The 25,691-nt window shown below is 68.8% G+C and carries 21 protein-coding genes; 7 read left to right on the forward strand and 14 right to left on the reverse strand.

The window, feature by feature from the left end; genetic code table 11:
* Window positions 1–5 precede the first annotated feature (5 nt).
* A complete protein-coding gene (locus UK23_RS54965; protein WP_419503874.1) occupies window positions 6–443 on the forward strand; it encodes a lasso peptide biosynthesis B2 protein in 438 nt (145 codons plus the stop codon).
* On the forward strand, window positions 440–1,456 hold the full coding sequence (locus tag UK23_RS48490; protein WP_052684541.1) for a protein-L-isoaspartate O-methyltransferase family protein: 1,017 nt from the start codon (window positions 440–442) through the stop codon (window positions 1,454–1,456). Before UK23_RS54965 ends, UK23_RS48490 begins: the two co-directional genes overlap by 4 nt.
* A 148-nt stretch (window positions 1,457–1,604) precedes the next feature.
* Here UK23_RS48490 and UK23_RS10660 read toward each other — a convergent pair whose 3' ends face one another.
* The gene (locus tag UK23_RS10660) at window positions 1,605–1,892 is read right to left on the reverse strand and encodes a hypothetical protein (protein WP_045311258.1); all 288 of its coding nucleotides are present in this window, start codon (window positions 1,890–1,892) and stop codon (window positions 1,605–1,607) included.
* Between the two features lie 139 nt (window positions 1,893–2,031).
* Window positions 2,032–2,370 carry a hypothetical protein gene (locus UK23_RS51395; protein WP_156213012.1) on the reverse strand — a complete coding sequence of 113 codons (339 nt, stop codon included), beginning with the start codon at window positions 2,368–2,370 and terminating at the stop codon, window positions 2,032–2,034.
* Between the two features lie 423 nt (window positions 2,371–2,793).
* Between UK23_RS51395 and UK23_RS10665 the strand changes: the two genes are divergently transcribed.
* The 3 genes from UK23_RS10665 to UK23_RS10675 all read left to right on the forward strand — a co-directional run bounded on the left by UK23_RS10665 (window position 2,794) and on the right by UK23_RS10675 (window position 5,192).
* The gene (locus UK23_RS10665; protein WP_231114453.1) at window positions 2,794–3,999 is read left to right on the forward strand and encodes a helix-turn-helix domain-containing protein; all 1,206 of its coding nucleotides are present in this window, start codon (window positions 2,794–2,796) and stop codon (window positions 3,997–3,999) included.
* A 123-nt stretch (window positions 4,000–4,122) separates the two neighbouring features.
* Window positions 4,123–4,671: a NucA/NucB deoxyribonuclease domain-containing protein gene (locus UK23_RS10670; RefSeq protein ID WP_045311260.1), complete on the forward strand. Its 549-nt coding sequence runs from the start codon at window positions 4,123–4,125 to the stop codon at window positions 4,669–4,671.
* Complete coding sequence (locus UK23_RS10675; protein WP_045311261.1) at window positions 4,668–5,192, forward strand: hypothetical protein; 525 nt, start codon at window positions 4,668–4,670, stop codon at window positions 5,190–5,192. The genes UK23_RS10670 and UK23_RS10675 overlap by 4 nt, the downstream gene beginning before the upstream one ends.
* A 647-nt stretch (window positions 5,193–5,839) precedes the next feature.
* On the opposite strand, the gene UK23_RS10680 is transcribed toward UK23_RS10675, so the two are convergent.
* The 10 genes from UK23_RS10680 to UK23_RS10725 form a co-directional block, all read right to left on the reverse strand.
* Window positions 5,840–6,586 carry an HAD family hydrolase gene (locus UK23_RS10680; protein ID WP_052684542.1) on the reverse strand — a complete coding sequence of 249 codons (747 nt, stop codon included), beginning with the start codon at window positions 6,584–6,586 and terminating at the stop codon, window positions 5,840–5,842.
* Window positions 6,587–6,920: 334 nt separating this feature from the next.
* Window positions 6,921–7,718, reverse strand: coding sequence for a hypothetical protein (locus UK23_RS48495; protein WP_156213013.1), 798 nt, complete (start codon window positions 7,716–7,718; stop codon window positions 6,921–6,923).
* Window positions 7,719–8,062: 344 nt separating this feature from the next.
* Entirely contained in the window at window positions 8,063–9,904 is a 1,842-nt protein-coding gene (locus UK23_RS10690) for a condensation domain-containing protein (protein ID WP_156213014.1), read from the reverse strand.
* Between the two features lie 19 nt (window positions 9,905–9,923).
* Window positions 9,924–11,672, reverse strand: coding sequence for an ABC transporter ATP-binding protein (locus UK23_RS10695; RefSeq protein ID WP_045311263.1), 1,749 nt, complete (start codon window positions 11,670–11,672; stop codon window positions 9,924–9,926).
* The gene (locus tag UK23_RS10700) at window positions 11,669–13,357 is read right to left on the reverse strand and encodes an ABC transporter transmembrane domain-containing protein (RefSeq protein ID WP_196777686.1); all 1,689 of its coding nucleotides are present in this window, start codon (window positions 13,355–13,357) and stop codon (window positions 11,669–11,671) included. The genes UK23_RS10695 and UK23_RS10700 overlap by 4 nt, the downstream gene beginning before the upstream one ends.
* A gap of 11 nt (window positions 13,358–13,368) precedes the next feature.
* Window positions 13,369–13,980, reverse strand: coding sequence for a GTP cyclohydrolase I FolE (gene folE, locus UK23_RS10705; protein WP_196777687.1), 612 nt, complete (start codon window positions 13,978–13,980; stop codon window positions 13,369–13,371).
* Window positions 13,981–14,005: 25 nt separating this feature from the next.
* Window positions 14,006–14,845 (reverse strand): alpha/beta fold hydrolase, encoded by an 840-nt coding sequence (locus UK23_RS10710; protein ID WP_045311264.1) that lies wholly within the window; start codon window positions 14,843–14,845, stop codon window positions 14,006–14,008.
* On the reverse strand, window positions 14,842–15,351 hold the full coding sequence (locus tag UK23_RS10715) for a 6-pyruvoyl trahydropterin synthase family protein (protein ID WP_052684545.1): 510 nt from the start codon (window positions 15,349–15,351) through the stop codon (window positions 14,842–14,844). The genes UK23_RS10710 and UK23_RS10715 overlap by 4 nt, the downstream gene beginning before the upstream one ends.
* Complete coding sequence (locus tag UK23_RS10720; protein WP_045311265.1) at window positions 15,348–19,790, reverse strand: type I polyketide synthase; 4,443 nt, start codon at window positions 19,788–19,790, stop codon at window positions 15,348–15,350. The genes UK23_RS10715 and UK23_RS10720 overlap by 4 nt, the downstream gene beginning before the upstream one ends.
* The gene (locus tag UK23_RS10725) at window positions 19,787–21,565 is read right to left on the reverse strand and encodes a non-ribosomal peptide synthetase (protein WP_045311266.1); all 1,779 of its coding nucleotides are present in this window, start codon (window positions 21,563–21,565) and stop codon (window positions 19,787–19,789) included. Before UK23_RS10725 ends, UK23_RS10720 begins: the two co-directional genes overlap by 4 nt.
* Window positions 21,566–21,691: 126 nt before the next feature.
* Here UK23_RS10725 and UK23_RS10730 point away from each other — a divergent pair, with 126 nt between their 5' ends.
* Entirely contained in the window at window positions 21,692–21,892 is a 201-nt protein-coding gene (locus tag UK23_RS10730; RefSeq protein WP_045311267.1) for a hypothetical protein, read from the forward strand.
* 563 nt (window positions 21,893–22,455) lie between these two features.
* Here the strand turns inward: UK23_RS10730 and UK23_RS51400 are convergent.
* On the reverse strand, window positions 22,456–22,698 hold the full coding sequence (locus UK23_RS51400) for a hypothetical protein (RefSeq protein WP_156213015.1): 243 nt from the start codon (window positions 22,696–22,698) through the stop codon (window positions 22,456–22,458).
* 128 nt (window positions 22,699–22,826) lie between these two features.
* Complete coding sequence (locus UK23_RS52605) at window positions 22,827–23,444, reverse strand: transposase (protein ID WP_231114454.1); 618 nt, start codon at window positions 23,442–23,444, stop codon at window positions 22,827–22,829.
* Between the two features lie 36 nt (window positions 23,445–23,480).
* Between UK23_RS52605 and UK23_RS10750 the strand changes: the two genes are divergently transcribed.
* Window positions 23,481–25,688: an ATP-binding protein gene (locus UK23_RS10750; RefSeq protein ID WP_045311300.1), complete on the forward strand. Its 2,208-nt coding sequence runs from the start codon at window positions 23,481–23,483 to the stop codon at window positions 25,686–25,688.
* Window positions 25,689–25,691 lie beyond the last annotated feature (3 nt).

Here is a 25,691-nt window from a genome sequence, read left to right on the forward strand (position 1 = left end):
CGCCTATGGCAACCGGTGCGCCTGAACGACCGGCTTTGGCAGGCACGTTGGCCGGTGCCTGTTGCGCACTGATCGTGGGGCTGGCCCTTCGTTGCCTTCCGCTGAAGTACGTGACCGCAGTGGCGCGGTGGCTTTCCGCATGGGCAAAACGCCCTGCTGCTGTGAACGAGGCTGAACGTGTCCTCAGGTGGATCGACTCCGGGAGCAGGCTGATCCCGTTTCGTGTGGCCTGCCTGGAACGGTCGCTTGTCGCGTTGCTACTGCTGTCACTCCGGCGACGAGGTGTCATCTGGCGTATGGGAGTACGGACACCCCCATTCGCCTCCCACGCCTGGATCTGCGATCTGGACGGCCAGCCCATCGGCGAAGCCGACTCCACCGCGGACTACCGCACGATGCTCGAAATCTCACCTCTAACAGAACTGAAACGGAGAAGCTCGTGAGCGACATCGTCACGGCGGCTGCCGCCGCCGTCGACTACGACACCTGGGTTCGAACGGACGAGGGGGGCACTATTCCCCAGAGTTCGGCCGATGACCGGATTCAAAGCATGCTCGGCATGCTGGACCTGAAGCCGGGCGCGCAGGTGCTGGAGGTCGGAACCGGCTCGGGTTACTCCGGCGCGTTGCTGAGCAACGCCGTCGGCGAGTCCGGGCACGTCGTCTCGATCGACATCGACGCGGGGTTGGTCGATCGCGCACGCCAGCTCCACAAGCGGGCTAACAACACGAACATCGAGGTGCACGCCGCCGACGGCTTCGCGGGCTGGGTGCCCGGCGCGCCTTTCGATCGGATCGTGGCGTGGACGACGCCCCACGTGCTTCCTGCACCGTGGATCGAGCAGGCCGCGGCCGGCGCGGTGATCGTGTCACCGGTGAAGCTCGCGAACGTCGCATCGGCCAACGCGTTGATCCGCTGCGTCGTCGGCGACACGATCGAGGCCGGCGAGTTCCACCCCGGCAGCTTCATCGAGATGGCGCCCGAGGTGATCACCGAACTCGGGTTGCCCGTCCGCTACGTGAACGCGTCCCTTCTGGTCGACGGCGGTCCGCCGTGGTGGATCAGCGCGGAGGTGCTACACGAGCAGCCGCAAGACGTCGCTGACCGGCTGCTCGACCAGGTTCGCGGAGCCGCGCCGCGAGACGGGTTCCTGCCTGTGGACACCGAGGCGAGGTGGGCGTTCAACGCGTTCGTTCTCGCACGCACCGACGCTCCGGCGAGCCTCGGCGGTCCGATCGGCTGGGGCATCGGTGTGGGCACGCAGAACAGCATTGCGGTGGTGCTGCCGAACGGCGCGGCTCTCTCCGCCGGAACGGATGAGGCCTACGACATGCTCGCCGAGCTGGTCGATGAGTGGCACGAGCTCGGCGAGCCACGGCACGATCGTCTTGAGCCGACGTTCGCGAAGGCTGAGGACGGCTGGCAGGTTCGCGCACGGCTGCGCGTGACTGACTGACCTAACTGGACAGAATGAAACGGCGGGACCGGACAACTGTCTGGTCCCGCCGTTCCCCCTCATCAGGTGCGGCGGTTTGGGTGAGCGCACATATGGATGTGTGCTGCCGCAGCCCCGGAGGTCTTTGGGTGTGGCACTTGCTCGATCACTAGGGATCGAGCGTTGCGTGCCGTCCGCGCTCGGGCATGAGCACTGCGATCACTTCTGGAAGGGAGCCGGTCGCCCCTGCGATACGGCTCGGTCCGCTCAAGCTGTCGAGCAGTCGACTCCATACCGCTCGTCCGTCATTCCAGACCTGCACGATGTCCAGGTAGCCGCCGCGCATGAACCGCGTGAGGTGCCATCCGACGACCTGTCCGGACTCCTCGCTGACGAGCGGCAGCCGCCTGAAGCCGCCCTTCGTGTGCATGCGCTCGACTATGTCTCCGGTCTCCATCGGTGATCTCCGTGCTGTTGGTCGAGCCAGGACGTGCACCGCGTCGTTGCAGGCGCACGCCCTGGCCCGTGACACCCGGCTGCTGTCGGGGGTGCAGTCGGGTGGGTCGATTTGGGGCCAGCCGTTCGGCACCCACGGGTCAACGCCGAATCGCGCGCAGCGCGCAGGATGCGACGGCTGCCCAATGCGGCAACGGGACTTCTGAGGGCTCCTCGATCCACCTGAGCGAATGCCCGTTGCATGCGGGACTTGGGGGAAGCGGGACGCGAGCGCCCGATCCGAAGTGTTCGACGCGATGAAGTGCCAGTGTCTTCAGCGTCTGTTCGCCATGTGTCATGTAGCGCGGCGAGCAGAAGAACGCCCATGTCGAACCGGAGTCGCCGCGCACCTCCATCACCGGTGCCGACAGGTTGTGCAGCTTCAACAGGTGGTTGACCTCGCCAGCGAGCCCCATCGGCATAGCCAGGAGGTCAACCACGCTCCCGCACTCCATGACCACCTCGTCGGCGACACATTCGACCGGCCACCTGTGAGCTGTGGCGTACCGGCTCGCGGCCAGACCGAGTGCAGGAGAGAGTGGGGAGCGGGCCGCTTGAGTGCCAACGGTCGGAAGCGGCCCGCTCAACCCAGGAGCGACCGGCACCGCGCAGGAGAGGGGACGGGCGGTCGCGGAAAACACGGAAGACAGGGACGTGCTCCGGAGACGTGAGCGGGACTGAATATCCCCCATGACCTGCACAATCGTCTCCCTTCCTCGCCAACCGTGCGATGGCTGTCACTGGAAGTGATCGTGTCGACGAACCCGTGCGCGAAGTGACAACGAAGTGACAAGGCCCTTACGGAGGGTGGGTGATGGGGAGGTCGGATGGCATCGTGGGAGGCAGGAGTTAGGAGGTCCACCGTGAACGACGACATGACCGGTGTGGGCAAGCGCGTAGCCGACGGGCGCAAGTTCGCCGGCTGGAGCCAGCAGGAACTTGCCCGCCGCACCAACTTCTCGGTCAGCCTGGTTCGCAAGGTCGAACAGGGAAGCACACCAGCCTCGCCCGCGTTCGTCTCAGCATGCGCCCGCGCGCTGAACGTCGGCGTTGCCGATCTCCTCGAACTGCCTTACCCCCGGCTCAACCGCGAGGAACACCGAGTGCATGGGGCCATCCCGGTCATTCGACGTGAACTCGCCGCCTACAACATTGGGCCAGATGACGACGTGCATGTCCGAGACCTTGACAACCTGGCTCAAGCGGTCGACGAGGCGTCGCAGCTCCGCCACGCCGTGAACCTGGACAAGCTCGGCGCGGAGATCCCTGGCTTGCTTCAGGAGCTTCGAGCAGCGACGTACACCCTTGAGGGCTCCGCGAAGGAACGAGCATTCGGACTGCTAGCCGAGGCATATAACGCGGCCTCCCAGTTCGCATACAAGCTCGGATACATCGACCTCGCCTCGCTCGCGGTCGACCGGTACGAGTGGGCCGCGGAACGCTCAGGTGACGAACTGGCGGTCTTGATCGGCGACTACCAACGTGCGGGCGAAATGATCTGCGCGGCCGACTGGAGTTCGGCACTCAGGCTGCTCGAACGCAGTCGATCCCGGATCGAAGACCAGATCGGTGGGAACGACCTGCCGACCATCGCGACCTGGGGCAACCTGCACTTGAAGTCCGGCCTCGCCGCAGCGCGATCGGGACAACGCGACCTCGCGTATGACCACCTCGCCCACGCACAGGAAGCGGCGGGGCGCCTCGGCGTGGACCGCGACGACTACCGCCTCTGCTTCGGTCCAACGAACGTGGGCATCTGGTCGGTCGGCCTGGCCGTCGAACTGCTCGACGGAACCGAGGCGATCAAGCGTGCCGAGCGGATTGTTCTGCCCGGCGACGCGCCAAAGGAACGTGTGGGGCACCACTACATCGACCTTGCCCGCGGACTGCTCATCCACGGCGATCGGCGGAAGGCCTTCGCCTCACTCGCGAAGGCGAGGGAAGTCGCGCCCACCCAAACCCGCTATCACCCGATGGTGCACGAGACATTGCGTGTGCTGGTCAGGGACGAGCACCGTCGAACCGACACGTTGTCGGGCTTCGCGCGTTGGGCTGGCGTCAGTCTCTGACGTCTACGTGGATTTGATCGGGCGCAGGGGGAGTTGGGGGCAGCAGTGTCAGTCAAGAGCCGCGCACTTCTGGTAGTCGTGGCCGTAGCTGCGGTGGCAGTCGCGGTGCCCGAGGTAGGAACGATGATCGGCGACGGGTTCAAGAACCTCATCGGAGGCGTCGAACTCGTGGGCGAGGGCGACACCCAGTTCATGGTGGCGGCGTCGGCCGCGTCGCAGGTGCACAAGTGCACGCCAGATCGGAGCTTGTCGCAGCAGGCGTGTGACGACCTCAAGTTCATGATCTTCGATGCGCGGAAGATGAAGTACATCACCCGCAACATCTCGACGGCATGGAAGGCGGGCAAGCCGGGGGTGCTGACCAAGGACTCGGCGGCAGAGCCTCAGAACCGCAAGTTTGTGTGCCTGCCGAGTTTTCCTCGCCTGTACGGCGGGGAATGCGATGAGTACCCATTTGCGAGCACGAGTGAAGGCGGAAAGGGAGCGCAGGAACAGGAAGTGCCGGGCCGTGAAAACCGGTGTCAAGGCGGCACTATCCGGGCTCGCTATGCTACGGCTGGGATCAAGGACGGTGACAGCTACCTTGTCGTGATCATCCATCCTGAGGCTATTGCCCCAGGTCCGTACCAGGGCGAAGACGATGCACTCTCGAAGGACGAAGTCTGCGGATGACCGAGCCGACTACCACCACCAACCTTGAGGTTGAGATCAACTACGGCCAGCTCTACGTCTACTCCGTCGAGCCGTGGGCTGATGACCCCGAGGGGCACAATGCCGTTCTGCGGGCACTCGATGACGCCTACGACTCCGGTCGATTCGTCGGGGTATCGGAAGGCCTGATCGACTTCCTGAGTGCGGTTCAGTGGAACTTCCATGCGCCGATGAGTGTGGAGGTATGGGAGGCCGAACCGCCCGCCGATGAGCAGAATTGGGACCACGTTGCTGATGTGGATCTCGACGTGCCAGACGGAAGTCTGAAGTTCGAGGGATCAGGTGGTCGGCCCCCCATTGAGTGCACAGTGCCATCAGGTCTCTACCGGGTCCGATTGGCTGGCCGGGGGTACAACGAGGCAAGGGCAGGGGTCGAGGGGATGGACTCCTACAGGACGCAGCTCTGGCCGCGTGAGCGGCCTGCACAACCTGAGACTCGGAAGTGCTGGCCCGGTTGGCTCACGGGTGCCAATCGGCAGTAGGACGGCGGCTGTATGGGCCGGAGGACGACGTCCTCCGGCCACCACCAGCTAGCGGCAGGTGCCACGGGGGCTAACGGCCCTGATGGCTATCTCAGGCCCCTGAGCTGCTACAACAGAGTTCTCATGCTGTGTAGTCAGGTCCACTTGAAGTAGATCCCCTCTGATCTTGCGGTTAACGCAGGTCAGAGGGGTTCTTTGAGTTTGGCAGTCGATCGCCAGTGATCGTTGCCGATGCCCGCGATTTGCTCGACATGGAGGAGATCGCGAGGACGGTCCTCCAGCAAGATCACTCTGGGCGTCGCCCGTTGCCGCCGCCGACCAGGACGTTTCCATTGCGAGCGTTCGGTTCTGCGGTGTGACCATCCCGCCGGTCGTGTGAGGGGCACCGGTTTCGTTAGGCGACTTCGTTTCCGTGATGTGCAGGGGTGGGTGGCATCGGGTGTGTGCGGCATTTCTGACTCTGATCGGTGAGAAGCGACTCGGCGAGCTCGCGCACACCTTCCAGATGAACAACGGCCGGGCCGCCCGATTCACTCCTGGGCGCTATGACGGGGACTCCTGCTGTTCACGACAGCTGAAGACCCGGCTCTCGATGTCAATGCGTGGCAGCCGCACGTCGGTGGTCAGGTTGAGGTGCACCGGCTGGACTACGCCCGGTGGTCAGGTTTAGGTGCACCGGCTGGACTACGCCCATGAGGAGTTGATGACGGTGCGGCCGCTCGCCGAGAACAGCGCGGTGCTGAACGCAGCCGTCCGCTGGTGAGCTGAGCCAGAGCCGGTACGGAGTCGGCGTGAGCGGCGCGGAATTCGGCGTCGCCCACGACGCCCGTCGTGACACCGACGAACCGCAGACCCGCACCGCGCGCCGCATGTAGATCGATCAGGGAATCTCCGACATAGGTGATGTCGTCAGGTGTCACGCCTTGTTCCGCAAGCAACGCTACGGACTCGTCGAACACCGCGGGGTCAGGCTTGTGCGCGGCGGTCGCATCAGCGCCGTGCACGAACAACATGTGATCGACCGGGAACCCGGTCCGGGCGAGGTCGTGCATCGCAGGTTCGGTGTTGCTGGACGTGACCACGCCGACGAGAACTCCGTCGCGTAGCAGGCGCTCAACCACGTGGACCGCGCCGGCACATGGCGTCTTGGGGTAGTGCATGTCGAGCGATCCGACCGCCGCGATCAGTTCCTCGACCGGAGCCGAACGCCGGAAGAGTTCCCTGATCATCTCGTCGAAGGGCTTTCCCCAGTGCAGTGCGAGCTCGTCGTCTCCGAGTTCGAAGCCGTAGAACCGGTTCGCGGTGGTCCGGTACTGTTCCCACTTGATCGTCCGCGAGACGAGTAGCGTGTCGTCCAGATCGAAGATGACTGCTGCCCAGCTCTGGTTCAACATCGGTTTCCCTTCGGACAAGAGTATGCCTCGTCAGCCATTTTCGACCACCTTGTGTGTTCCGCGTATTTGTGATCGATCTATTGGCTACGGGTTCCGCGCACCGCTGAAACAGTCCATTGTGGAACGTTCAGTTCGAGTACGGCGAGGTAGCGGCCACGCGGGTGCGGCGAGCGATCACCAGATCACCCGAACATGCTCGCAGGCAGGGAGAAGCTCACTGCTCCCACGACGACGATGAGGTCTCGAGCGGCACAGGTCTCCGAAAACCGTGCGATTGCTGGTTCGATTCCTGTTGCCGTGCAATGCATCCCGATGAACTTGCACGTTGGACGACCTATTTGGCGTAGCGGGCCAGGAGGCCTTCGGACGCCAGGGTCCGGTAGTCGCGGTTGCCGAGAACACGTCGCTGGTCGGCCACCAGTGGTGTGAGGATCGAGACGGCGTCCTGGGTGTTGCCACCGGCGCCGTACCAGCGGCTCAGTTGGTGGCGGACGGAGAAGCCCAGTTCGTGGGCGGCGCCGAACACGTCCTCCACGTCGGGCAGCAGCGCGCTCAGCACCTCGATCGCGTCATCGAGACTTCCCGCGACCCCGCTCCACAGCCCGAGTTGGAGCCGCGTGGACAAGGTGTGGTAATCCTGATCGCCGAGGATGCGCTCACAGTCCTCCAGGAGGGTCCGGCACTGCCTCAGTGCTCCTCGGACGTCGCCGTTGAACCCGCGCCAGTACGCCACGTTGTTCCTGGCCTGCAAGGTGTGGAAGTCCTCGCGGCCCAGCATCGCGACCGCATCGGTCAGCAACTGCTCGAACGACTCCAGCGCACCGCCCGCGTCACCGGACTCCCCGCGCCAGTACGCGAGGTTGTTGCGCATCATCAGCGTTTCCCGGCGGTCGGCGCCGAGGACGCGCTCGCAGTCCGCCACGAGTTCGTGGTAGTCGTGCACCGCCTGCTTGACCTCGCCGTTGACTCCGCGCCAGTACGCCACGTTGTTCCGGGACAGCAGCGCGTGCAGCCCCGCCCTGCCCGGCGAAGCGATCGCTTCGGCCGACAGCCGCTCGAACGACTCCAGTGCACCCCTCGTGTCACCGGACTCACCACTCCAGTAGGCGATGTCGCTCCGGAGTTCGAACACTTCGTTGTCGTCAAGGGTGTCGGAACACCCTTTGTCCAGCAGATCCTGAAGGCGATCGGCGGCCTTCCCCGCATCTCCCGTGACTCCCAGCCAGAACGCCCCGGCCTGTGCGAGACGGAGGGTGGCTCTGGTGTACCTGGGCCCCGACTGCAGGAGTTCGGCCGCTACTCGCTCCTCCGCGAGTTCCGCCGCCGCCAGGGCCTGTCCCGCGAATCCGAGGTCGGCTGTCGCGGCAAGCGCGTCCGCGCAATCGCCTGGGCTCCGATCATCGAACGAGCACGGCACCGTCTCGGGAAGAATCGCGTGGCCATTGTTCCTTCTCAGGAACGCTGTGGTGGAGACGATCATGCTGACACCATCGTCATCTTGAGCGCCAGCCGGCGCAACGGAGCCATGCTGAGGAGGTCGCCGTACCGGATCCCGGAATATCCACGCTTCCGCACTTCGACCAGAAAGGCCGGTATGCGCAGGAATTCGCCGCCATTCTCCGCGTACGTCCGGGAAACTTCGGCCCCGGCATCGGGATGGACGGCCTCGAAGGCTTCCCTCAGCACTTTCTCCGCCACGCTTTCGGCAGTCTCCCGGGGAGCCCGGGCCGCACCGGTTCCGGTGTGTTCGACGACGTAACGGTGCGGTAGGGCGATCGAGGGATAGTCGTTGGCCACGTCCTGCAGGTACTCCGCGATGTCCTGCTCGGTCAGGTCCGGGCTCCGCACCACGACCGTGGCGACGAGCTCGGTGGCGTCCTCCCCGTCGACGGTGCGCACCTCGGCGCCGGCGATGCCGGGGTGTTCGGTCAACAGCGCCGCGATCTTGTCGAGGTGGACCCAGGCGCCGTCCATCGACGCCCAGCCGCGCTGCTTCCACGGGGCGTCGAGCCGCACACCGGCCATCAGTTCGCCCACCTGGGCATCGGGATCTCCGGCGATCTGTTCCAGCAGCCCGAGGAAGGTCTCCATCCACGGCACCCCGGCGCTCTCCGGCAGCACTTCCGTGGGTGCCCTGACCGCGATCTCCAGCCCGTGCTCCGACGAGGACGCGTCCACGAGCATGCCGGCGACACGCCAGTCCAGCTTGGTCTGCGTGATGCACTCCGGCTCGGCCGACCTGTCGGCGAACAGCGGCTCCTGGTTGGCGTAGTGATACTCGAAGATGACGCAGGACCCGGCCTTGGCGCCCCGCCGCATGGCGTCGAGGGACTCGTGCATCGCCAGTTCCCCGACGTGGTACCGGGCGTTCATGTACATGTCCATCAACGAGAGATGACAGGTGCGCAGGATCTTGCGGACCGTCAGGTCGCGAGGCAGGTCGAAGACGATCCGGCCGCCCCCGGCCAGTCGGCACACGCTCTCCCGGGCCACCTCGTTCCACCGGTTCGCGAACACGGAGAGCATCACGGCCGTGTCGTGCTCGGTCCATCCGGACACGAGCAGCGCGAGCACGGCCTGCACGACGGTGGGCTCGGTGACCTGGCAGGCCTGCGCAATCCGGGCGCACAGATCGGCGGCGCGCCGGGAGACCACCGTCGTCTGGTAGGTGACGGACCCATCGGGGGCGGGCCAGGAGAAGGGGGGCAAGATGTGCGGGCCGCGCCTCGTCTGCCGCTGCCAGTAGGCGAGCGCCCGCCTGTTCGCCTTACGCTGCTCCTCCGTGTTCTCCCACTCTGCGTGGTCCAGCGGCTGCACCCCTGGCCCCACCGCCGGCAGCGGCGTGCCCGGCTCCCGCAGGAGCAGCTCCAGTTCTTCGCGCACCTTCTCGATGGCGACCCCGTCGACGGAGATCTGCCGGAACACCACGAGCAGGTCCGTCACTCGTTCCTCCGCCACGCCGGCGACGGCGAAACAGGAGGAACGCTCGAACACCCCGGTCGTGGGGACCGCTCGCTCGAGCGACGCGTCGTCCCCGGTGCCGTCCGAGGGCTCCACGATCAGCTGCGGTTCGCACTCGGCGTGCACGAGCTGGCGGGGCGCCCCGGAGGCGTCGCTGTCGTAGGTGGTGCGCAGCGCTTCGTATCTCTCCAGCAGAGTCCGCAACGCACGCCGTATCTCGTCGACGGTCACCCTTGCGGGAACGGCGATGCGTTTGGCGTAAGCGTCCAAGGGCCCGTCGCCCCGCACCGGTTCGCTGTCCAGCAACCAGTACCAGTGCTGCGCCCAGCCCAACGGACCGGAACGGATGACGCCCATGCACGCACTCCTGTCGTCGTCAGGCACGGCCACCGCTCCATGCCTCCCACAGCTCCGCGTAGGTGCCCTGGGACTCGACGAGTTCGCGGTGGGTGCCCAGTTCGGTGACGCGGCCCTTCTCCACCACCGCGATGCGGTCGGCGCCCTCGGCCGCCTGCAGCTGGTGGGTGATGGTGATGAGGGTCCGGCCGGCCAGTGCCGCGGCCAGGGCGGCCTCCGCCTCACCGGCGGAACGCACGTCGAGCCCGACTGTCGCCTCGTCGAGGATCACCACGTCGGGGTCGGCGAGGAGCACTCTGGCCAGCGCGAGTTGCTGGGTCTGGGCGAGGGTGAGGGGGTGGTCGTTCTCGCCGAGCACGGTGTCGAGGCCGTCGGCGAGGTCCTCGAACCAGGTGGCGCCCACGCGGTCGAGCACGTCGCGCAGGGCGTCGTCATCGGCTTCGTCCCTGGCGAGCGCGAGGTTGTCGCGCAGGCTGGCGGCGAACACGTGGTGCTCCTGGGTCACCAGGACGACCGTGCGGCGCAGGTCCTCGAGAGCGATGTCCGCGCTCGGTACGGCGCCGATCGACGCGGTTCCACGCCTGGGGCGCTCGACGCCCGCGATGAGCCAGGCCACGGTCGACTTGCCGGCGCCGGACGGTCCGACGACGGCGAGCCGTTCGCCGGGACGGACGTACAGGTCGAGGCCGTGCAGGATGTCGGGCCCGTCGTCGTAGCCGAACGTGACCTGGCTCAGGGCCACGTCGCTGCCCTCGGTCCGGGCTGTGCGCGACTCCGGTTCGACCGCGCCGATGCCCTCCACTCGCGCGAGGGCGGCGGCGGCCTCCTGGAACTCGGTGAGCGAGTACATGATCCGGTCCAGCGGTCCGGAGAGCCGGTAGGCGAGCATCGCGCAGGCGACGACGGCCCCCACGCTGATCCCGCCGCCGAGCGCCATGAGTCCTCCCGCGCAGAGGATCAAGGACACCGGCAGGGTGTAGGCAAGGTCGAGGGTGGGCAGGAACCAGCTCTGCATCCGGATGATGCGCCGTTGCTGCCGGAACCGGACGTCCGCCAGCCGGTGTCCGATGGCCGTGCGCACGTCCCGAAGCCCGTGGGCGGCGACGGTGCGTGCGCCGACGGCCGACGCGGCGAGTGCCTCGGTGAGGTCGCCCTGCGCCGCGCGTTCCGCGAGGAAAGCCGGCCGCGCCTGGTGCACGTACGCCCGCGAGGCCAGCAGCAGCGGTGGCAGCACGACGGCCAGCATGAGCGCGAGCAACGGGTCGACGAAGAACGCCGCGGTGACGACGACCAGCACCTCGATGACGGCCGCGAGCACCTCGGGCCCGGTGTAGCGCAGCAGACCGGCGACGGTGTCGACGTCCCCGGTGGTCCGCGTGGACAGATCGCCGGTCCCCGCGCGTTCGACGGTGCGCAGGGGCAGCCGCAGGACCCGTTCGAGGGCCTGCTCCCTGATGCGGGCGGAGGAGCGGGCTCCGAAGCGGTGGCCGAGACGCCGGCCGAGCCGGGTCAGCATCATCTGTGCGACGACACAACCGAACAGCGCCGCGCAGACGATGTCCACACGGGTGGCGTCCCAGTCGTCCCGGATGCCGTCGACGACGCCGCCGAGCATGACGGGCAGGGCAGCGCCCGCCCCGGCGGCGGCCAGGTAGAGCAGGCCGATCGCCGCGACCGTGCCCTTCTCGTGGCCGAGCAGCCGGTAGACGGCACGGCGGACGTCGCGCGGTTCGGCGACGGGCAACCGGAACGACTCCGTGGTGCTCACGGTGCGACCTTCCTCGTCTGGGCGGCGACGAGACCGCCAGGCCGAGCGGCCGCGCGACCATCACCGCCGGTGTGCTCACCGCTGGTGATCCGCACGACGTGATCAGCCCTGGCAAGCCAAAGCCGCGACGAGCTGACCACGACCGTGGTGTGGTGCCGCCGCGCCACCGCGAGACGCTCGGCGATCCGTGACTCCGTGGTGGCGTCGACGGCCGAGGTGGGCTCCACGGCAAGCAGGACCGGGGGACGGGCGGCGATCGCTCTGGCCAGGGCGAGCCGTTGGCGTTGTCCGCCGGAGAGGTTGCGTCCGCGGTCGGCGACCGTGCCCTGCAGGGCGTCGCCGAGCTGAGCCAGGACGTCGTCGGCGGAGGCGGTGTGGAGGGCCGCCAGGGCCGTCTCGTCGTCGGGGGCGTTGAGCACGTCACGGAGCGCGCCGGCGAACAGGTAGTCGTCGTCGGCGACCAGCATCACCTGCCGGCGCATCTCCTCCGGCTCCATCCCGCTGAGCGCCCGCCCGCTCCAGGTGACGTCGGCGTCCGGAGCGCCGTAACCGGCCAGCCGCTCCAGTGCCGCGGCGGCCTGCGCGGTCCGGTCGGCCACGACGACGGTGAGCTTCCCCGCCGGGATCACCAGCCCCGTGCGGTCGTCGCGCAGATCGCCGTACGGGGCCGCTTCGCTGCTCCCCGGCGCGGTGCCGTCCGGCGATGCGAGCGCCGCCACCAGCCGACCTGCGCCGACGTGTGCGGCGACCACGGCGTGCGCGTTGCCCAGGAGGGAGCCGGAGTACATGATCAGTCCCGTGGCGTAGCCGAAGGCTGCGCTGAGTTCTCCGACGCTGATCGCACCGGACAGCGCCAGCCGGGCGCCGAGCCAGGTGACCGCGGCGAGGTAGGCGAGCGGCACCGCCTGTTGCAGGGCCTGTGTCCACGAGCTGGGGTCGGTGACCCGATAGGCGGAATCCCGCAACTGCCGCGACTGCCGGCGGTAGCGCTGGAGGAACCGCTCCTCGCCACCGATTCCGCGCAGGACCCGCAGCCCGGCCGTCACGTCGGCGGCCTGGCCGGTGAGGCCGGCCAGCTCGTCGCGGTAGTCCCGCTGCCGTCGCTGCAGCAGCCCCAGCAACGGCCCGGCGATCAGCGTCGTGGCCAGCACGCCCAGGCCGATGGTGACACCGAGCCAGGGGTGGATGCGCCAGACGAGGACGGTGCCGAGCACGAACGCGATCAGGTTCATCGCACCGTGCCCGACCGTGGAGTACGTCGACGCGGTGGCGTGGTTGTCCCCCGTGACCAGGTTGACGATGTCGCCGGCCGGGACCCTCCGCCCGTCGCGGCCCGCCCGCTCGCAGAGCCGTTCGGTCAGGCGGTCGGCGGTGTGTCGCTGTGCCTCGGCCTCGGCCAGCGCCATCTGCCGGTAGCCGATGACGTAGGCGACAGGGTTGATCAGGGACACCGCGAACATGCCAAGCGACCAGGCGAGCAGGTCGCCCCGGTTCCCGGCGACCAGCCCGTCGTCGACGATCCGGGCGAGGAACCAGGGCAGCACCATGTGGACGACCGCCGCCACGCCCAGGGCGACGACTGCCACGACCATGCGTCCGGCACCTGGGCGCAGCACCCGGCCGATCAGCCCCCAGGGCGTCGTGGCGGCCGACAGGTCCGCCGAATCGTGGCCTGGAATGCGCACCGCACTCATCCTCATGCCGCGCCGCGCCGAAGCAGTTCCATGGCCTCGTTCCGAGTGCGGGGGTCGCTTTGCAGCGTGCCCCTGACCGCCGAGGTGATGGTTCGCGCGCCCGCCTTGCGGATCCCGCGCATCGTCATGCAGGTGTGCTCGCACTCGATCACCACGATGACCCCGGCGGCATCGAGGGCCGCGTGCAGGCAGTCCGCGATCTGCGTGGTCAGCCGCTCCTGGACCTGTGGCCGGCGGGCGTAGATGTCCACCAGCCTGGCGAGTTTGGACAGTCCGGCGACACAGCCGCTCAGTCCCGGCACATAGCCGATGTGGGCCTTGCCGATGAAAGGCAGCAGATGGTGCTCGCAGAAGGACTGCACCTCTATGTCGCACACCATGACCAGCTCTTGGTGGCCCTCTTCGAAAGTGGTGCCGAGCGCGTCGATCGGGTCGACGCGCAGTCCGGCGAAGAGCTCCGCGTAGGCATGGGCCACCCGCTTCGGGGTCTCCTTCAGCCCGTGTCGGTCGGGGTCTTCCCCCACCGCCACCAGGATGTCGCGAACGGCATCCTCGATACGGGCCAGATCGACCGTGCCCGTCGTGCGCACCTCCGTGTCCCGGCTGCTCAGCAACCGGGCGGCCACCAGGTCCTTGTGATCATTCACGGGATGCTCCTGCACGGGTCGGGAAGCGGTCGGTCAACTCGTCGGCAAAGGCGGTCAGTTGCGCCGCGGTGGTCCGTGGCTGGTCGATGTGGGGTGAGTGGCCGGTCTCCGGGAGGGTGACGCACGACCCGGAGGGCGCCGTGGCAGCGAGGGTCCGGGCGTCCTCGGCGGTGAACAGTGCCGAGGCCTGACCGCGCAGCACCAGGACGGGGACACGAGTCGTGGCCAGCGCTCGGCCCGCGCGCGCAGCCCGTTCGGCATCGGCATCCGGCGGTGTCCGCCCAGGGGATCCTGGTTCACCGTGCGGCAGCCTGCGTGCAGCGGCGTCAATGCTGCGCAGCGTGGTCTCAGCCGCCATGGGGTACTGGTCGCGCAGGCTGCGCGGACCACTCGTGACACCGGCCGGGCCAGGGACACGAACGCGCGGCTCGGTGACGCCGAAGTGGGAGGCAACAGGTTCGACCACGACCACGCCTCGAACGCCCGGCAGGGCCGCGGCCATCAGCACAGCCAGCGGAGCCCCGGCCGAGTGACCGACCACGACCGCCGCCTTGGCACTCACCGGTTCGGCGAGCAGCCGGTCCACCAGCTCCTCGGTGCGTGCCAGGGAACCACGCGGGGCGGCGCAGGCGGCCGCGGCAACGGCCAGGTCGGCGGCGAGGAGCGTGATCCGCGAGGCCGTCAGCCACCGGGCGACCGGTGTCCAGTGCGCGCCCGACTGCTGCCATCCGGGCAGCAACAGCCAGGGGGTTCCACCCGGCAGCGGCACGACCGCCGTGGTCAGTGCGCCGGTCGTGGCCTCGTCGTCGAAACGGCCACCCCGATCGCTCACATCGGTCCCCGGAAGACCACCGCGTTCTTGCGTGATTCGCGGGCGACGACGCGCAGCACCCGCACCCGTCCGGAGGTGCGTTCACGGACCAGGCGGTCGACCCGCTCGTGCACCCACTCGGCGGCTCCTTCCATGCCGGTGTGGTCCATGATCCGGAGGTCGATCACCCCCGCGCGCCTGAGCTCCTCGAACAACTCCCGGTGCGGATCGTCGACGGCGATCAAGGTGGTGTGGTCGAACTGCTCCTGGAGCAGCGCCCGGACCTCCTTCAGGTCACCGAAGTCGACGACGAAGCCGGTCTTCGGTTCGAGTTCGCCGCACCCGAATTCGATCTCGAAGCTCCGCTCGTAACCGTGCAGGAACGCGCACTTTCCGTAGTGCGCCCAGGAGCGGTGGGTGCAGGGCAGATCGTCGAAGAGCTTGGTGACGGAGAACCGGGCCGGCGGGTGGTGAAGCGGGCCGAGGTCGTCGCTTCCGGTGTCCGGTCGTACGGCGTGGTCGGTCATGCTTCCCCCTCGTGGTCCAGGCCGTGCGCGGTGGCCCAGGTGATCTCTTTCGCCATCTGCGTGATGGTGGGGTTCTCGAACAGCGTGATGGCGCTGAGAACCGTGTCGAACTCCTGGCTGAGCCGGTGGGCGAGTGACACGCCGAGCAGTGAGTCGCCACCGAGCGCGAAGAAGTTGGAGTCCGGCCGCAGGTCGGCGGCGCCGAGGAGGTCGGTCCAGGCTCGGGCCACCTGCGCCGCGACCGGGTCGGCCCAGGCGGTGTCGGCAGGCCCGGGGACCGGCTCGGTCGAGGGACCGGTCTCGGCACCACGCACCCACTGCTCGATCCGGGCGTCGAAGTCGGCGGTGGAGACGAGAACCTGATGGGGCTTGGTCAGGTTCATCAACCGGGCGTAGATCTCGGCGCCTTCGCTGGGCCGGATCGCGATCTCGGCGACGACACCGAAGTCGGGAGAGGCGAAGGACGGTGAGACCACCGACTCGTGGGGCGCGTCGTCGTCGCGTTCCCGGAAGATCCAGCCGTCCCAGTTGACCGTCATCCACGGGATGTCCTCGCCGCGGTGCCGTTCGGCGAACGCGTCCATGTAGGCATTGCCCGCGGTGTATGCGTAGAAGCCGAGGCCGCCGAGGTGCGCGGAGAGCGAGGACTGCATGAGGACGAAGTCCAGTCGGCGGCCGCGCAGGAACTCGGCCAGCATCAGGGTGCCCTGCACTTTGGGGCGCAGCCGTCGTTCGCAGTCCTCCCGGCCGGTCTCGGCCAGGCTGCGGAAGGCGCGCCGGATCTCGAAGACGCCGGCGGCGTGGACGACGCCGTCGAGTCCGCCGAAGCGGCGGTCGATCTCCTCGAACAGGGCAGCGGTCTGGTCTCGGTCGGCCGCGTCACAGCGCATGGTGAGCACCTCGCCGCCGAGTGCCTCCAGCTTGCGGATCCGCTCGGCTCGTTCCGCGAGCGCCGGATCGCCGGTCGGCGGCACCACACCGGACTCGGTGGACGGCACCGCGTCCAGTCCGGTGAGGACCAGGCGGGCACGGCAGGTGCGGACCAGGTAGTCAGCCAGGGTCATACCGATCCCGCCGAGCCCACCGGTGATCAGGTAGACGCCGCGCTCCCGCAGCCGCAGCGGCAACCGTCCCTCCCCGACCTCTGGGAGGTGGTCGCGTTCGTAGGCGCGCACCCAGCGTCCACCAGGGGCGAGCGCGACCGCGTGGTCCCCGGCGGGGGCGCACAGTTCCGCCACCGTCTCAGCGACGTCGGGAGCGGCGCTGATGTCGATCGAGCGGGCGGTGACGAAGGGAAAGTCCTGCGGGATGACCAGAGCAGGCCCGGCGAGCAGGGAGCGCTCCGGTGACACGGCCTGACCGGTCCCGTCGAGGGGATGCACCCCGTTGGCGACGATGTCGAGCCGCACCGGAGCAGCGCCCTGGTGGGAGGTGAGGGCCTGGAAGCCGAACAGCAGGGTGTAGAAGCCGTGCGCCAGTTCGGTGTCCAGCGCGGCTAGCCGGCCGTCGAGCTCTCCGGAGTCAGGCAGGGCGTCCACGCACCACAGGTGCACGACCCGCTGCACGGGCCGGGAGCGCAGGTCAAGCCCGGCGAGAGCGGACCTGAGGGATTCCTCGTCGCCTGGGACGACGTCGTCGAAGGGACGCAGCACATCGCATTCGACGCCGAGCGCGCGCAGGTCGGTGACGACCTGATCACTGAACCCGTCGCGCCCCGCGAACACGAGCCAGCGCTGGCCCGCCACCTCCTCCGGCCGCGGTGAGCGTCGGCGCAGCCGCCAGCTCGGGTGGTACATCCAGCGGTCGAGGGAGCGCTCCCGCACCACCACACGCTTGCCCTTGCGGACCGCGGCCGGCTCGCTGTCATCCCGGCGTTGTTTCAGATGGGGGCGAAGATCCCACACCCGCGAGGGGAGGTCGACCGTGGCCGCGGCCTCGCCGGGCCGGCTCAGGTCCAGCTCGATCCCGGCCACCCACAGCCCGGCTAGCGCGCGCAGATAAGCGCCGCGGTGGTCGTCCGCGGACCGGCAGGGGTGGACGGTGACGACATCCGCCACGCCGGCGAGAACCGCGCGTCCGAGGAAGCCGTCGGGGCTCAGATCGACGAGCGCGGGGCGGGTCTCCCGCACGAGGTCGCCCACCGTGCGAGCGATCACCCGGAGGTCCACCGACCCGATGAGATGCCGATCCCAGTAGGAGGACAGGTCTGCGCCGGAGCCGAGCGTGGGTATCCAGCTGCTCGCCTCCCGTGGCGCGGCCGACCGGGCCGAAGTCGCGAAGGCGGCCGCGGACTCACCGAGCAGCGGCGAGTGGTAAGGAAGGTCGACGTCGGCAGCACGGCAGGCCAGGCCGGCTGCGGCGAGCCGGCCGCGCAGCTCGTCGGCCGCGTCGTCGGCGACCGCGAACACCGTGCGCTCGTCGGAGAGCACGGCAGCCGGGGCAAGGTCCGGAAGGACTTCCGCGACCTGCTCCGGGCCCGCGTTGACCACCAGCATCCGGCCGGCCGGAGCGGTGCGGTCGAGTTCCTCGCCCCGGTCGATCAGCAGGGCCAGGGCATGGTCGGCGTCGACGGCACCGGCAGCGACCGCCGCGGCGTACTCGCCGAGGGAGTATCCGGCGCAGGGGCCGTCCGGCAGTCCCCGGTGCCGCAACTGCTCGACGACCGCCAGCGCGACCGCGGTGTGCCAGGCATGGCGCTGCCCTCGGGTCAGCCGCTCAGGGCCTGCGAGCGCCGTCTCGACATCCGGGGTGCCGGGGCGCAGCTCACCCAGCCGGGACCAGTGGCGGCGCAACACGTCTGTGAACACCGGTTCCCACTCCCAGAGGGCGCGGGCGAGTGGGCCGAGATCCGAGCCCTGTCCCGGAACGAGGACGACAGGGGTCACGGCCGCGGCGGCCCAGCCCTCGACGGCGAAGGCGGAGTCACCCTCCAGACCCGAGAGCGCGGCTTCCCGATCCCGGGCGACCACGGCCAGCCGGTACGGCTTGGGCTCCCGGCCCCCGCGCAGGGTCGCGGCCACCGCGCCCAGCCGAACCCGTGGCTCGGCACGGAGGTGATCGGCCAGCCGTACGGAGGTGGCGAGGCAGGAGTCCGGGGTGGCGGCGGAGACCTGGAGCACCACGTGGTCGGTGTAGCCGGTGCTTTCGCTGTTCTCGGCGGTTTCGGCATGCGGGCCGTCCGTGGGCGTGCCCGCGGCGGCCGGGACACCGCCGACAACGGCGTGGACGTTCGTACCGCCGAAACCGAACGAGCTGACGCCGATGACCGCGGTGCCGGAGTCAGGCATCGGGGCCGCCTCGACCGGGACGACGAAGCCCGCCTCGTCCACCGACCGGGACTGTTGGACCAGATTGGCGACCGGCGGCAGCGTCTGGTGCCGCAGCATCTCGCACGCCTTGATGAAACCCATCACGCCGGCGCCCACGCGCAGGTGCCCGACGTTCGCCTTGACCGATCCGAGCGCGATCCGGGACCTGGGGCCGTAGGCGGCGGTCATGGCGTCGAGCTCGTTGCGGTCGCCCAGTCTGGTGCCGGTTCCATGGCACTCCACATAGGTCACCTCGCTCGGCTCCACGCCTGCGGCGGCGAGCGCCTGCCGGATCACATCGGCCTGGCGGGAGGACTTCGGGGCGGTGAACGACGCCTTGGCCGCACCGTCGTTGTTGGCGGCCGACCCGAGCAGCACCGCCCTGATCGGCCAGCCCTCGCGCTCAGCCAGGCTCCGATCGGCCAGCAACACCAATCCGCCGCCGGAACCGAACACCGTGCCGGTGGCGTCTCGGTCGAAGGGTCGGCAGACGCCGTCGGCGGCGAGGATGCCGCCCTCCTGGTGGAGGTAGCTCATGGGCTGCGGATGCTCGATGTCCATGCCGCCGGCCAGGGCCAGATCGCACTCCCCAGCCCTGATGGCCTGTGCCGCGGAGTGGATCGCCAGCAGCGAGGAGGAACAGGCGGAACCGATCGAGATCGCCGGTCCCGTCAGACCCAGCTTGTAGGCGATGCGGGTCGCCGCGTAGTGCGGGTCGCCGCCCATCAGGGCCGACATGCTCTCGGTGCCGTTCAGAGCCGGGTCCCACGTCTGCAGCAGATACGAGCTGAGCCCGGTAGCGGCCCACACCCCGATGTCGTAGTCAAGCACGGAGGGCCGCAGCCCGGCCGCCTCCAGTGTTTCCACGGCGCACAGCAGGAGGAGGCGCTGCTGGGGATCGATCTCGGCCGCGTCCTTCGGTGAGTAGCCGAAGAAGTCCTCGTCGAACTGCTCCGTTCCCTCGACCAGCCCGTAGGCGTGGACGCGGCCGCCCGCAGTGGCGCCGATGTTGGTCGCGGCACGGGTGACCACGTCCCTGCCCTCCGCGACGAGTTTCCACAGCGCGGAGACGTCTGAAGCGCCGGGAACCCGGCACGCGTATCCGAGAACCACGACGTCACGGTCGTTCACGGCAGTGCTCCTTCTGTCGGGACAGGCGTCACAGAGGCACTGTCCAGGCGTCGAGCCGCGCGCCGCCGGTCGGCGACGCTGCCACGCGGGATTGCCTGACGTACTGGTGACCGTGCCTGCGCGGGCTGATCGGAGAGAGCCTTGATCTGGAGGGTGATTCGGGGATGGTCGAAGAGGAACGACGGGGAGATCTCGCGCCCCAGCTCCCGAGTGAGCCGGATCGCCGCGGCGACCACGCCGAGGGAGTCCACGCCGCTCTCGAAGAGATTCGTGTCGGTGGAGAACCCGCTTCCCAGCAACTCCGTCCACACGCCCATCACCGTGGCCGTGAGCCCGGTGCCAGGATCCGACGCTCGCGGCGCCCGGCGCAGCGCGGCCAGGTCGGTCTTGCCGTGGACAGTGCGGGAGATCGACTCGTGCACGACGGTGCGGAGGGTGACCGGGCCGCCGAGCAGCCGCAGCACCCGCCGCCGCACCTGGACCGCGGTTTCGGCCCGCGCTGCCTCCGTGGGGACGACGGCCACCAGGAGGCGTCCGGCCGAGGCGCTGCCGTCGACGGGATACTCCTCGACGGCCGCGACCGCCTCGGCCACGAGTCCGTCCTCGGTGAGGGCCCGCTCGATCTCGTCGAGGGCCGTCCAGCGTCCGGCGAGCTTCACCCTGCGCTCGCTGCGCCCGGTGACCACCAACCCGCCGTCGACGGCCCAGCGCCCTCTGTCTCCCGTGCGGAACGCCCGTCGCGCGTCGTCGGCGGCGAACTTCGCCCCGTGCGCGGCGACGTCGAGATACCCCGCCGACACCGAGGCGCCCCGCACCTCGATCTCCCCCTCGGTGAAGGTGTCACCTGGGGGAATCGGTTCGTCGTCCCGGCCGAGCAGCACGACCTCGACGCCTGGGATCGGGCGACCGACATGGCCCGCGAGGACCGCGTCGAGCCGCTCGGCGGTGACGAGGTCCGCGGTGACCTGCCCGGAGGTCTCCGTGGCGGCGTAGGTGTTCACCACGACTGGCGGCGCGCCCCGCGCCAGCCTGAAGAGGTCGCGCAGTGGTGCCCGGTGGGCCGGTTCTCCACTGAGGAGCAGATGCGAGGGAAGCCGCGCGTCCTCCGCGCTCACCAGGACCGACAGTTCCGACGGGGTCAGACACACCACGTGCCGGCCGCTCTCCTCGGACAGCAGCCGGGACAGCGCCTTGAAGGTCACCGGCTCCTCGCGTTCGACGAGGACGAGCGTCCCGCCGAACGTCAGGCTCCCGATCACCTCGCAGATGCTGAACCCGAAGGTCAGCGGATGCAGTTGCGTCCAGGTGGCCAGTGGCGGTAGCTGGTCGTGGAGCCGGGCGTACAGGCCGGCGAAGACCGTCCGCAGACTTTCCCTGGTGACCACGGTGTGCTTGGCCGGGCCGGTGCTGCCGGAGGTGGACAGGATGTAGGCCGGCGTGGAAAGCGGCGAGAGGTGACCGGGCCAGGCGGCACGATCCGCCATGATCGCGCGGATCGTCGGCTCGCTCTCCGCTTCCGCCGGCACCGGGGTGAACGCCGCGCCGGCGGCCAGGATCGCCAGCAGGGACACGATGGTGTGGACGGTGCGCCGCTCCGTCAAGTGCAGCGGTACGAGAGAACCAGGCCCCACGCCGTTCCGGCACAGCGTGGCGGCCTCTTCGAGAACGAGGTCGTGGAGTTCGGCGTAGGTCAGGCTCGCCGCTCCGTCCGTCAGCGCCGTCGCCTCCGGCGGCGCTGCGGGACGTTCGAGCGTCAGACCCAGACACAGGGTCAACAGGTCGGCAGAAATTGTGAACCCCCCCAGGTTCGTATGCGCCGGTGAAGCGCTTCGATGGTGAGCCAACGAAGACGTCGCAATTCGTGCAGGTAAAGCGGCCGGTCCCCCCGGACGTTCAACCTTTTGGAGGTCGAACTGTCGAAGCGCTTCACCAAGCTATGGAAAGGTCAGACGTACGTCAAGAGGGTTGCCGTGGTGCTGGTCTTCTTCCCCTGCCAGGTCACCCGTTGGGCGCATTCCGTCGCTGAGAACCTGCGGTCGCGAGCACCGCTCGCTGACGTGACCGAGATCGAACTCGCGATCCGCGGTGAGCTGACTGAGTAGGACTGGCGATCGGGGACAACCCGACAAACTCTTTCCGCACAAAGGAGATCGCGGTGACGGTGCGCCAAGTCAGGCTTGGTCGATCACGGCGGACGTTGCAGGGCGAGCAACCTCGCGTACTCGCCGCCGGCACCGATCAGCCGCACGTGGTTCCCGTCTCGACGGCCCGCCCGTCACAACGGAGAGCGGATCGCGACTGGCGACGTACGAATTTGGGAAATGCCAACCGGAAGTTGCTTCATGAGCTTCCAGGAGGTGCGGAGAGCGTGGACATCCAGCAGTCGCCGGACGGCCGCTACCTCGCGGCTTGTGAAGGAGACTTCAGCACCGGCGCACTGCGGATCTGCGACCAGTTGACCGGAATCGTGTTCACGGAAATGCGTGCGGACTCCGAACCGCCACCAGCCGGGCCGGCATGTGAAGTCGTTGCGCACCTGGACGGTTGGAACGATCACGTTGTGCCGGCGGCGACGACTCCGATCTTCGGCGGTCCGGCCTGCTCCAGAAGTGCTCCACGGGGTCACCGCAACACGATCAACAGGCGATCACCCAACCCCTGACTCTCACACTGCCAGTTTGGTCCATAAAGGACTGTGACCTGCGGAAACCCAATTCCACCAGGAAACCAGGAGCCGTTGAGTGCCGTTCAGCGCCGTTGCGAGCCGTTCGGTGACGTTCAACTCCTTGCCGTGCTCCATTTTCGCTCCATCATGTTCAGTTTGAGAAGGATTCTCCGGCTTGATCGTCGTGCGGTCGCTGGACTGGGTGATCGTCGTGCCCCACGAACTCGTTGTCGTGCCGCTCAAGATGCTTGCGCAGCATGGTGATGAGGAAAGTGGCAGCGTGATGGTGCGCGCGGATGACGGGGCCTTGGGTGAGCCGAGCCATCTCGTGTGCGCACTCTCGTGCAAGGCGCCGGTGCGTGGATCGATGATTAGGACGCCGCGGTCAAGGTCGGCGTTGTCTCGTTGTAGTCCGGTGAGCTCGCCCCAGCGGCATCCGGTCCACGCGGCCATGATGATGAGCAGGCTGGCGGTGTCGCCGCCGATGGGTTGGTGGGGATGAAGGTGTTCGTCGGCGGCGTAGCCCACACACCCTCGACCGGGTTCAGCTCCGGGGCGCAGGCCGGCAGCTGGACCACGGTCAACCAGTCCTGGTGCGCGACGACGAACGCGCGCATCGCGGCGCTGATACGCGTGTTCAGGTTGTCCCACACGACAATCAGGGGCGCGCAACAGCTGGTGGACGGCGGTGGTCGCGGCGGCGTAGTCGGTCTCGGCGAAGCTGCGGCGCTCGCCCTTACGGCCCCGGTGGACGAGCACCCGGTGGTATAGGTACCCGCGGTGGCTGCGCCGATAGCAGAGCAGGCGGGCGATCGACACCCGTACCGATCCTTGCCCGACACCGCGATCACCCGGTGTGCGTCCGCGGCGCGACCAGGTGCGTGTCTTCGGCGGACGCAGGATCTGCCCGGTCTCGTCCTCGAAGAGGATCCATGCTCCCGGTCGACGCCGCTGACTAAGTGGGTATACCCATTCCCCCCACTCCCCATTGGTTCCACTTGACCGGTTCAGGCAGCGTGGTGGTCATGACTACCACGCCCGCCACCAGCACGAACCTGCCCGCCACCCTGACCAGTTTCGTCGGCAGGCAACGCGACCTGGCCGAGGTGCGCCGGCTGGTGCGCACGGTGCGGCTGGTCACCGTCACGGGCGTGGGCGGGGTGGGCAAGTCGCGGCTTGCGTTGCGCGTGGCGGAGCTGTCCAGCGACTTCTTCCCGGATGGTGTCTGGCTGGTCGACCTGGCCTCCGTGTGGGACCCGAGGCTGGTGGCGGCGACGGCAGCGGCAGCGCTCGGGCAGCCTGATCTGGGAACCAAGCCCGTGCTCGACGTGCTCACCGGGCGCCTGGCCCGGCACCGGGCACTGGTCGTGCTGGACAACTGCGAGCACCTGGCGGAGGCGAGTGCCGAGCTGGTGGCGCGGCTGCTGGCGGCGTGTCCCGGGCTGCGGGTGCTGGCGACCAGCCGGCGGATCCTGCGGGTGGTCGGCGAGCACGTCCACACCCTCGGGCCGCTGCCGGCGGACAGCCAGGCGGTCGAGTTGTTGCGGGACCGGGTCGTGGCCGTGCGGCCGGGTTTTCGCGTCACCGAGGCGAACCGGGCCCAGGCCGTGCGGTTGTGCGTGGAACTGGACGGGTTGCCGCTGGCCGTCGAGCTGGCGGCGGCGCGGTTGCGCAGCCTCACCCTGGAGCAGGTGGTGGAGCGGCTGGAGGACCGGTTCGCGCTGCTGACCGGGGGGACCACGCCGCGTCAGCACAGCCTGATCGGGACGGTCGAGTGGAGCTACGAGCTGTGCACCGCCGCCGAACGGTTGCTGTGGAACCGGTTGAGCGTGTTCCCCGGCGGGTTCGGTCTGGACGCCGCCGAGGAGGTCGGGGCGGGCGAGGGCATCGCCACGCACGAGGTGCTCGACCTGCTCGACCGGCTGGTCGCTCAGTCGGTCGTGTTCACCTGCGACCGTGACGGGCTGCCGCGCTACCGGCTGCCGGAGGTCCTGCGCGAGTACGGCGCGATCCGGCTCGCCGAATCCGGGGAACTGCGGCGGGTGTTGCGGCGGCACTGCGAGTTCTTCCTGGGCCTCGCCGAACGTCTCGCGCTGCGGTGGTACGGCCCCGGCCAGCCCGAGGCACTGGCCCGGCTGCGCGCCGAGCACGCCAACCTGCGGCTCGCGCTGGAGCAACCGCACTGCCCGCAGGGCGCCCTCGCGCTGGCGGCGGCGTTGCGCTTTCACTGGTTCGCCAACGGTTTCCTCGGCGAAGGCCGCCGGCACCTGCACCGTTTGCTGGCCGCGGCACCCGAACCCACGCCAGCGCGCGCGAGGGCGCTGTGCACCGCCGCTCACCTGGCGCTGTTGCAGTCCGACCTCACGGTGGCCCTGCCGCTCCTGGACGAGGCCGAACGGCTGGGCGTCCAGGCCGGTGTTCAGGGCCTGCGCGGTTTCGCGGCGCTGCTCGTGGACAGGCCGCGGGAAGCGCTCGCCCACTACCGGAACGCGCTGGACCTCCTCACGTCGGTCGGTGACACGTCGGAACAGGTGTTCTGGCTGTTCCAGATGACCATCACCCAGGCCCGGCTGGCGGACCCGCGTGCGATCGACACCGGCCGCCGTGCGGTGGCCATCGCGCGGGCGCACGGCGAACGGCTGTGCCAGTCCTACGCGTCGTGGGCACTGGGCCGTGCGTTGTGGATGAACGGCGATCGGGAACAGGCCCTGGCACGGACCCGCGAGGCACTGGCGATCCTGCGGGACTTCAACGACTACATAGTGACCGCGGGTGCGCTGGACCTGCTCGCGTGGGACGCCGCTGCCCGTGGCGCGCACGAACGGTCGGCGCTGCTTCTGGGCGCCGTGAACGCTCTGTTCCAGGCCACCGGCTTCGCTCCGTTGAGCGATGACCACGCGCGCTGTGCCGACACGGTCGCCGCGGCTCTGGGCCACAAGGCATACGAACGGGCACTGGCCGAGGGCGGACGGCACGACAGCCCGGCCCAGGCCATCGACTTCGCGCTGGGCCTGGACAAAGCCGCCCCCGCCGGCCGTGCGGAGTCGCTGACCCGGCGCGAGCGGGAGGTGTGCGGACTGCTGGCCGGTGGCCTGACCAACCGGCAGATCGCCGCGGCGCTCAGCCTGTCGCCGAGAACCGCCGACCGGCACGTCGAGAACATCATGAGCAAGCTCGGTTTCCGCCGCCGCACCCAGATCGCAGCGTGGTGGGAACAGCAGCGGGCGGCGTGAAGA

This window comes from Lentzea aerocolonigenes (assembly GCF_000955955.1).
GTDB lineage: Bacteria > Actinomycetota > Actinomycetes > Mycobacteriales > Pseudonocardiaceae > Lentzea > Lentzea aerocolonigenes_A.

What these genes read in the sequence shown, in the direction of transcription:
- UK23_RS54965 (WP_419503874.1), top strand. Translation starts at nt 6, where the DNA reads ATGGCAACCGGTGCGCCTGAACGACCGGCTTTGGCAGGCACGTTGGCC.
- UK23_RS10660 (WP_045311258.1), bottom strand. Translation starts at nt 1,892, where the DNA reads ATGGAGACCGGAGACATAGTCGAGCGCATGCACACGAAGGGCGGCTTC.
- UK23_RS10670 (WP_045311260.1), top strand. Translation starts at nt 4,123, where the DNA reads ATGATCGGCGACGGGTTCAAGAACCTCATCGGAGGCGTCGAACTCGTG.
- UK23_RS10675 (WP_045311261.1), top strand. Translation starts at nt 4,668, where the DNA reads ATGACCGAGCCGACTACCACCACCAACCTTGAGGTTGAGATCAACTAC.
- UK23_RS10680 (WP_052684542.1), bottom strand. Translation starts at nt 6,586, where the DNA reads ATGTTGAACCAGAGCTGGGCAGCAGTCATCTTCGATCTGGACGACACG.
- UK23_RS10690 (WP_156213014.1), bottom strand. Translation starts at nt 9,904, where the DNA reads ATGGGCGTCATCCGTTCCGGTCCGTTGGGCTGGGCGCAGCACTGGTAC.
- UK23_RS10715 (WP_052684545.1), bottom strand. Translation starts at nt 15,351, where the DNA reads ATGACCGACCACGCCGTACGACCGGACACCGGAAGCGACGACCTCGGC.
- UK23_RS52605 (WP_231114454.1), bottom strand. Translation starts at nt 23,444, where the DNA reads ATGGGGAGTGGGGGGAATGGGTATACCCACTTAGTCAGCGGCGTCGAC.
- UK23_RS10750 (WP_045311300.1), top strand. Translation starts at nt 23,481, where the DNA reads ATGACTACCACGCCCGCCACCAGCACGAACCTGCCCGCCACCCTGACC.